Source organism: Halohasta sp. A2 (genome assembly GCF_056175805.1).
Genome location: NZ_JAQFWV010000109.1, coordinates 1 through 7,144 on the forward strand (window position 1 = coordinate 1; position 7,144 = coordinate 7,144).

6 protein-coding genes are annotated in these 7,144 nt (G+C 62.7%); 4 read left to right on the top strand and 2 right to left on the bottom strand.

The window, feature by feature from the left end:
- Nucleotides 1-210: 210 nt before the first annotated feature.
- Nucleotides 211-1,215: a threonine-phosphate decarboxylase CobD gene (gene cobD, locus O2S87_RS17505; RefSeq protein ID WP_475410034.1), complete on the top strand. Its 1,005-nt coding sequence runs from the start codon at nucleotides 211-213 to the stop codon at nucleotides 1,213-1,215.
- A gap of 51 nt (nucleotides 1,216-1,266) precedes the next feature.
- Here the strand turns inward: cobD and O2S87_RS17510 are convergent, their stop codons facing one another.
- Nucleotides 1,267-2,445, bottom strand: a complete 1,179-nt coding sequence (locus O2S87_RS17510; protein ID WP_475410035.1) for a M24 family metallopeptidase — start codon at nucleotides 2,443-2,445, stop codon at nucleotides 1,267-1,269.
- Nucleotides 2,446-2,668: 223 nt separating this feature from the next.
- Here O2S87_RS17510 and O2S87_RS17515 point away from each other — a divergent pair, with 223 nt between their 5' ends.
- From O2S87_RS17515 to aroA, 3 genes are all read left to right on the top strand, one after another.
- Complete coding sequence (locus tag O2S87_RS17515; protein ID WP_475410036.1) at nucleotides 2,669-3,838, top strand: tubulin/FtsZ family protein; 1,170 nt, start codon at nucleotides 2,669-2,671, stop codon at nucleotides 3,836-3,838.
- Between the two features lie 33 nt (nucleotides 3,839-3,871).
- Complete coding sequence (locus O2S87_RS17520) at nucleotides 3,872-5,221, top strand: tubulin/FtsZ family protein (RefSeq protein ID WP_475410037.1); 1,350 nt, start codon at nucleotides 3,872-3,874, stop codon at nucleotides 5,219-5,221.
- 74 nt (nucleotides 5,222-5,295) lie between these two features.
- Nucleotides 5,296-6,645, top strand: a complete 1,350-nt coding sequence (aroA, locus tag O2S87_RS17525) for a 3-phosphoshikimate 1-carboxyvinyltransferase (protein ID WP_475410038.1) — start codon at nucleotides 5,296-5,298, stop codon at nucleotides 6,643-6,645.
- Between the two features lie 53 nt (nucleotides 6,646-6,698).
- Here the strand turns inward: aroA and O2S87_RS17530 are convergent, their stop codons facing one another.
- A complete protein-coding gene (locus O2S87_RS17530; protein WP_475410039.1) occupies nucleotides 6,699-7,010 on the bottom strand; it encodes a DUF6517 family protein in 312 nt (103 codons plus the stop codon).
- Between the last annotated feature and the right edge of the window lie 134 nt (nucleotides 7,011-7,144).

Sequence of the window (7,144 nt, forward strand, 5' to 3'; positions counted from 1 at the left end):
GAAACACGCTTGATACCTTCTGAGAAACCCTGCGGCATCTCCGTGGTCGTGTGCAAGTTCTTTCATTGCTCTCTTTCTTCAGCCGTGGCAATCAGCTTGCCGGATTAACCCCAGAAGTAGTGCTAGTATATAATAGTTAATACGGTAAAAACGGCATATATTGTTGTTATTAAAACCACCTTTTATGCGTATTGCCCTGGTTACAGTTGCATGGGATCTCAGCCGTTTGATGCGCTGGGCCGTGTGCCACACGGAGGCACGTCGGATCCACAACTACTCGATTTTAGTGCGAACACGAACCCTGTTTCTCCTAATGGAACTGTGTCAGTTTACGAGGCGTCGTTTTCGGCCGCCCAACGGTATCCGGTCGACGACTACTGTGAGTTTCGAGCCGCCGCCGCCGAGTACATCGGCGTTACCGGTAGACAGGTTATTCCAGCAGCGGGTGGTCTTGCTGGAATCCGACTGCTGCTGTCGGTAATCGTCGACTCCGGTGACAGCGTTGCAATCCCAGCGCCGAGTTTCGGCGAGTATGCCAGAGAAGTCCGGCTCAAAGGTGGTGAGCCGGTGTTCGTCGACCACGGCGGGATCACGTCGGTCGACCCCGAGCCACACGCGGTCGTGATCGTCTGCAATCCGAACAACCCCACCGGCGAGCGGTATCCGACGTCCGCTCTGCAAAAGCTGGCCGAGCGGTGTCAGAACGCAGGAACGACGCTGTTGATCGACGAGGCGTTTTTGGATTTCACTGGCGGGCCGTCGATGGCGGGTGTCGACGGCGTGGTTGTCGCCCGCTCGTTGACGAAGATCTTCGGGCTGCCGGGGCTCCGCGCGGGATTTCTGGTTGCCACCGGCGAGCTCCGCGACCGGCTCGACGTGGCTCGGCTGTCGTGGACACTGAGCACGCCTGCGGCCGCAGTCGGAGCCCACTGTCTGGCCGACGACGAGTTCGTCGTCGACACTCGCCAGCGCGTCGACGTCGAACGCGAACGGATGGCCGAACGGCTGGGGGATCGCTTCGAGGTGTATCCCTCGGATGCGCCGTTTCTCCTGCTCCGAACCAGTCGGCCTGCCGAAGCGGTCGTCGACGAGGCCCGCCGTGCAGAGATCGTGATCAGGGATGCAACGACCTTCCGCGGTCTGGATTCGCACGTTCGCGTTGCGGTCAAACGCAAACACGAGAACGACAAACTGTTAGCTGCACTCGGTGTCTGAACGGCGAAGTGCTTCGCGTAGGTACACGTCTGCTACTTGTAGTACAACATATTAGTCGACGACTAACTCGATCGGATACGTGGTGAGGTTCTCGTAGCCGTCGTCGGTGACGATCACGATGTCCTCGATGCGGACGCCGCCGACCGCCGGATCGTACAGTCCTGGCTCGACCGTGATGACCTGGCCCGCAACCAGATCGCCACCGTTGGTTCCGAGCCGTGGTCGCTCGTGGACATCGAGACCGACGCCGTGGCCGGTGCTGTGAATAAATCCGACCTCGGTCGACGGGTCGGCGCGTAGCGTCGGTAGCCCAGCGTCCTCATAGACCTCGCAGGCCGCCGTGTGAACGTCCTCGCCGGTCGCTCCGGGCTCGATCGCCGCGAGGGCCGCAGCAAGCGCCCGCTCGGTGAGGTCGTACCACTCTCCGAGCGCATCGCTCGGTTCGCCCTTACAGAACGTTCGCGTCATATCGGCGTGGTACTTCGTGGCTTTACTCCGGGGGAAGATGTCGACGATGATCGGCTGGTTGGCGAACAGTGGGCCGCTACCGCGATTGTGCGGGTCGGCGGCCTGGCTGCCACAGGCGACGATGGTATCGTCGAGCGCACAGTCGTGGTCCAGCAGCGTACGCTCGATCCGGCGTCTGAGCCGCTCGCTGGTCAACGGCTGGCCTTCGAGTGTGAGTCGACCATCCTCACCGACCGCGCTGTCGGCAATCGACCGCTCGGCGGCGGCCATCGCCGCTTCGTTGGCGCGCTGGGCCTCGCGGACGTGCTCGAGTTCGGTCGGCGTTTTGACCGCCCGGATGTCGACCAACACGTCGTCGGTGTCGACGACCACCTCGACGCCCTGCTCGCGGAGGCCGTCGGCCGTCCCGACGGGAAACCGCTCGGGGACCGCGACGCTGTCGACGCCCGCCTCGTCGAGAAAGGCGGCTGCCACGCGGTGGCTTGCCTCGATCGGTCCGTAAGCCTCGACTAACGCCCGTTTGTCGTAGGCTACCGGTCGTCGGACACGGTCGGCACGGCTCTCGGTTTTCGCGCGGCCGAACTCCAGTCCCGAGACGAGCAGCGAGAGTTCGTCGGGCCTGTAGCAGGTGACAAACGGGTCGGGGGCGTCGAACCCCGAGAGGTATCGCTGGTTCGAGTTGGTGCTGGCGGCGTCAATCAGGTAGGCGTCGACGCCGAGTGCCGAGAGGTGGGCGTCGAGCGGCGACAGGTCCGGCTCCATACGGTACGTTGTCGACCAGTCCACAAGTAGTTCGTCCTCCATCTGTCGACAAACGAATGGATCGCTGTTGGGGGGAGTCACTGTCTGACATATATTAATATGTCTGGCTGAAAAACAATGTTGGCAGAAGAATGTACCCGACTCCTTGTGGTCCCGCGGTCACGTTTCAGCGAGACATATATCAGTCGCCGTGTCTGACTTTCGGCAATCGGAGGCAATTGGTATGAAACTCGCAACAATCGGCGTCGGCAACGCCGGCAGTAAGCTCATCGATCGGATGCTCGAATTCGAACAACAGACCGGTCGTGATCTCTGTCGACACGTCCTCGTCATCAACACCGCCCGCACTGACCTCGCAAAACCGAAATACGTCCCCGAAGACCGCCGGATTCTGATCGGTGACACCCACCAGAAGGCCAAGGGCCACGGCGTTGGTGGCGACGGTGAGGTCGGCGCTGAGGTGGCGAAAAACGACATCGACGAGATCCGGCGCATCTTCGACGATGTTGAGATCCACGAGGTCGACGCGATTCTCGTGGCGGCCGGACTGGGTGGCGGCACCGGCAGCGGTGCTGGCCCCGTGGTAATCGACGAACTCCAGAAGATGTACGACGAACCCGTCTACGGTCTGGGTGTGCTTCCGGGCGAGTACGAGGGTGGCCGCCCTGCGCTCAACGCCGCCCGTTCGCTCCAGTCGTTCGTCACGAAGGTCGACAACTTCATCGCATTCGACAACGATGCCTGGCGCTCGCGGGGCCAGACAGTCGAAGAGGGGTACGCAGAGATGAACCGCGAACTCGCCACCCGGATCGTGACGCTGCTTGCTGCGGGAGAGGTCGACGAGTCGGAGGTCGGCGAGAACGCGATGGATTCGAGCGACATCATGCGGACGCTCGACACCGGTGGGGTGTCGTCGATCGGCTATGCGTCTACTGATCTCGACAAACCCGACGGGCTGCTCTCGCGGTACAAAAACACTGAGGAGCCCGAACTGAACTCGACGGATGCGGCCAAAATCAAGGGGCTGGTTCGCCGGGCGGTCAACTCCCGGCTCACGATCCCGTGTGAGGTTTCGAGCGCCGACCGCGCACTGATTGTCTTCGCTGGACCCTCGTCGATGATCTCACGAAAGGGGATCGAATCGGCCCGCGAGTGGCTCGAACACGAGGCTGACACGGTCGAAGTGTTGGCGGGCGACGATCCGCGCGAGGACTCCGATACGCTTGCGGCGGTCGTCTTGCTCTCGAACGTTACTGAGACGCCGCGGATCAAGGAGATCCAGAACCAGGCGGTCGACGCCCAAAACAAGATACGAGAGCTCGATGCGGTTCGTGAAGCAGAGATCAACTCGCTGATCACCGACGACAACAATGAACTCGACCCGATCGTCTGAGAGTTCGACGCAACCACTGCGGGGATGGGAGCGATGAAGCTCTCGCTTCTCGGCGTCGGCAACGCCGGCACCCGGCTCGTCGACGAGCTGATCGCGACTGCCGAGCGACACAACCGGCCGTTCACCGAGGGCAACGTGCTGGCGATCAACACCACCGAGGCGGCCTTCGAGTCGGTCGACCATATCGACGAGAGCCGACAGGTGGTCGTCGGTGATACCCATCCCGAGGTGTATACCGAAATCGACCCCGTCGGCGAGGACGAACAGGAGGGCGAGGCCGAATCGGTCCGGACCGGGGTGGCTGGCGACCCCGAACTCGCGGTGACGGTCGCTCACGAGGATCTGCCGGAGATCCGACGAGCGCTCGATTCGATCGACGATACCGAGGTCGACGCGACGATGATCGTCGCTGGCCTTGGCGGCGGCACGGGCTGTGGCGTCGGCGCTGTCCTCCTCGAAGAGCTCCAGGCGATCTACGAGAGTCCGGTGTACGTTCTCGGCGTGTTGCCGACGAGCGGGGAGTCCGACCAGCGGGCGTGGACCGCCGCGCGGGCGATCCGAACGTTCGTCCCGCTGGCCGACGCCGTCGTCCCGGTCGACAACGAGTCGTGGATCGAGAGCCACCACGATACGGGGTACGACGACCTCAATAGGGCGATCGCCACCCGTGTCGTCTCGCTGTTCGCGGCCGGTGAACGCGAGACCGAGACGCTATCTGAAGTGCGGATGGATCCCACAGACATCATGCGCACGCTCGCAGTCGGTGGGCTTGCATCGGTTGGCTACGCGGAGACCGAACTCGAACCCGACTCCGAGAGCTGGGTGGTACGACTCCGTCGACTGCTCGGCTTGGGGACGCCCGACAGTGAGCCACAGACCGACGCCCGAACGGTCAAGCGACTCGTCAAGCGGGCGCTCGAATCGAAGCTTACCCTTCCGTGTGACGTCTCGACCGCCGATCGGGTGCTGCTCGTGCTGTCCGGGCCGCCGGCAGAGCTCTCGCGAAAGGGGTTCGAAACCGGCCGCAAATTGCTCGAAGACGAGACGGGAACTGTCGAGATCCTGGCTGGTGACGAACCGCTGGCCGAGTCGACCGAGATTACGGCAACCGTCCTGCTATCGAACGTGACTGGTGTGCCGCGAATCGAGGAGATTCAAAAGCGGGCGGTCGCATTCCAACACGAATCGAAACCGCTGCATTGGGCCGACGAGCATGCCCAACGACACGACGAACCCGATCAACCCGACGAAGTCGATTCAGACGACGGCCCTACAGCGGAGACAGAAGACGACCCTGGGTTTCAGTTCGAGGGCGAATCCGAGGGCCACGCAGTCGATAGCCACCCGGAGATCGAGCCACAGCAGCAAGAACAGAAGAATTGAGTATCGTCGACTGGCCGAATGTAGCGATAGTCCGGCTTCGGTATTCTGATAGCCTTCGGCCAGTATCACCGAGTATGGACGTCCACGTTTCGACCTCGACAGTCGCGGGCCGTGCCCGCGCACCGCCGTCGAAAAGTTACACCCACCGAGCGATTTTGGCTGCTGGCTACAGCGCCAGCGCGACCGTCTACAACCCACTCGACAGCGCCGATCCCCGGGCGACGATGCGTGCGGTTGACCTGTTCGGCGGCCAGGTAGCGGGCCATGACGACAGCGACGATAGCGTTGAGGCGCTCGACATAACGGGGTTCGACGGTCGACCCGATGTTCCCGATAACGTGATCGACTGTGCCAACAGCGGAACGACGATGCGACTGGTGACCGCGACCGCCGCGCTCGCCGACGGTATTACGGTTCTCACGGGCGACGACTCGCTCCGCTCGCGGCCACAGGGTCCGCTGCTTGAGGCGCTCGCTGGACTCGGTGTCCGCGCCGAAAGCAGCCGACGAAACGGACAGGCACCACTGGTCATCGAGGGGCCGCTGGCCGGCGGCGAGATCGACATCCCGGGCGACGTCTCCTCGCAATACATCTCCGCACTCCTCATGGCCGGAGCGGTCACCGAAACCGGAATCGAACTCAACCTGACGACCGAACTCAAAAGCGCTCCCTACGTCGACATCACGCTCGAACTGCTCGACGATTTCGGAGTCACCGCCGAACCGGTCGGCGCGACCGGCGCGGGCGGTGTTCGCTCGGCGGGCGCGGAGGGCTTTGTCGTCGACGGCGGTCAGACGTACGCGCCCGAGGGTGGCGAGTATCACGTCCCTGGCGATTTCTCGTCGATGTCATACCTTCTTGCAGCGGGCGCACTCGCCGCCGAAGACGGCGAGTCGGTCGTCGTCGAGGGTGCCCAGCCGAGCGCCCAGGGCGACAGCGCGATCGTGGACGTGCTCGAAGCGATGGGCGCAGCCATCGAGTGGGACCGCGAGGCCGGAGAGATCACCGTCGAGCGATCCGACCTCACCGGGACGACGGTCGACGTCGGCGATACACCGGATCTACTGCCGACGATCGCTGTACTCGGGGCGGTCGCCGAGGGCGACACCGTCATCGAGAATTGCGAACACGTCCGGTACAAAGAGACCGACCGCGTGAGTGCGATGGCCACCGAGTTGGCAAAACTCGGCGTTGAGGTCACTGAGGAACACGACGTGCTGACGATCCACGGCAGCGACTCGACGTTGTCGGGCGCACGCGTCGACGGCTACCACGACCACCGGATCATCATGTCGCTGGCGGTCGCCGGACTGGTCGCCGACGGGACGGTCACCGTCACCGGGGCCGAGCACGTCGACGTCTCGTTTCCCGACTTTTTCGATGTGGTCGGCGACCTCGGCGGCGAGATCAAGCGAACGAAGTAGTCCCGAACAGATCGTCAGGCTCGATCCAGGTTTATAAATGAAGTCGGCCAGACTCAGTCGAGTCGACTGGTGAGGTCGATGCCATCGTCCGAATCGTCGTCCGAGTCGTTGGTCGACTCCGACTCGGTTTCGTTGTTGGATTCGTCGTCCGAATCGATTTGCTCAATGTCGTCGGAGACGTCAGCGGTGACCGCTTCGGCGAGCGCCCGGACGTTGTCTTGTTCTTGGCCCCGCAGGAGCCGTGGGTAGCCACCGATAGTCACAATCAGGTCCTCGTCGCGCTCGACGGCTTCGGTGACCTGGAGATCCAACTCGATGGGAACCCCACTGAACGAAGCCTCGGCGACGAAGCGTGCCTGTGTCACCGACTGGTCTAACTGGTTTCAAGGGCGAGTTCCCCGCGTCACCGGACGCGGGGGTGAAGCCCGACACACCGCTTAGTGTTCAGTCTGTTCGATGTACCGCTGAACCACTTCTTCGGATACCGCACCCGTTGTCC